This is a genomic window from Stenotrophomonas capsici (genome assembly GCF_034961085.1).
In the GTDB taxonomy this organism is placed as follows: domain Bacteria; phylum Pseudomonadota; class Gammaproteobacteria; order Xanthomonadales; family Xanthomonadaceae; genus Stenotrophomonas; species Stenotrophomonas capsici.
Window position 1 is genome coordinate 1 of record NZ_JAYFUH010000057.1, and the last position, 924, is coordinate 924.

Sequence of the window (924 nt, forward strand, 5' to 3'; positions counted from 1 at the left end):
GCTGTTGAGGTTGGTGGTCAGGCTGTTGATGTCGCCCTGGATCGCGGTGATGTTGCCTTCGTTGACGGTGGTGCGGTTGTCCAGGCTGGTGAGGTCACCCTGCAGGCTGGTGATGTTGGTGTTGATCGAGGCGATGTCGCCCTCGGTGGTGGTCACGCGGTCGCCCAGTGCAGCGACGTCGCCGTTGAGGATGGTGATGCTGCCTTCGGCCGTGGTCAGGCGACCGTCCAGACCGGTGATGTTGGTCTCGGCGGTGTCCATGCGGCCACCCAGGGCCGTGACGTTGGCATTGGTGGCGAACAGCTGTGCGCCGTTGACCGCATCGGTGCTGTCCGCGACCACTGCGCCGGCCTGCACGCCGGTGAGGGTGCGTGCGCCGTCGGTGCCGGCGAAGTTCACCAGCGTACCGGCCTTGTCGGTGGCCACGCCGATGGCCAGGGAGTCGGCCTCCTGCTTGACCAGGCCCACGGTACCGCTGTTGAGATTGGTGGTGAGCGCATCGATGGCGGTCGCGTTGGACACCGTGCGGCCATCGATATGGGTGATCGCATCACTGAGGCTGCCTACCGGCTGGCCGCCCACCGTCAGGGTGGGAGCACTGAACGTGCCGGTATCGGCGTTATAGGCCGCGCCTCCGCCGATTGCGGTGGCAATGCCGGCAGCGGTTGCGTTGGACTTGTTGGCCTCCGCCTGCAGTTGGCTGACGTTGACGGCATCAGTGCCTTCCGCACCGGCGGCGACATTGGTGAGGCGGCGCTTCTGGGCAGCCGAGCCGACCGAGACTTCCCCGACTGCAATGGCGCCTGCCAGGCTGGCGCCGGACTGGGACGTATACGCGGTCGCGCCAAGGTTGGCGGTGGTGGTGCTTCCGGTGCCCAGTGCCACACTGCCCTCATGCGTGGCCGTGGCATTGGCGCCGATGGC

General features: G+C 67.0%; 1 pseudogene. It reads right to left on the bottom strand.

The window, feature by feature from the left end:
* A pseudogene (locus VA603_RS01795) lies at positions 1-885 on the bottom strand (hypothetical protein); the annotation flags it as partial.
* Positions 886-924 lie beyond the last annotated feature (39 nt).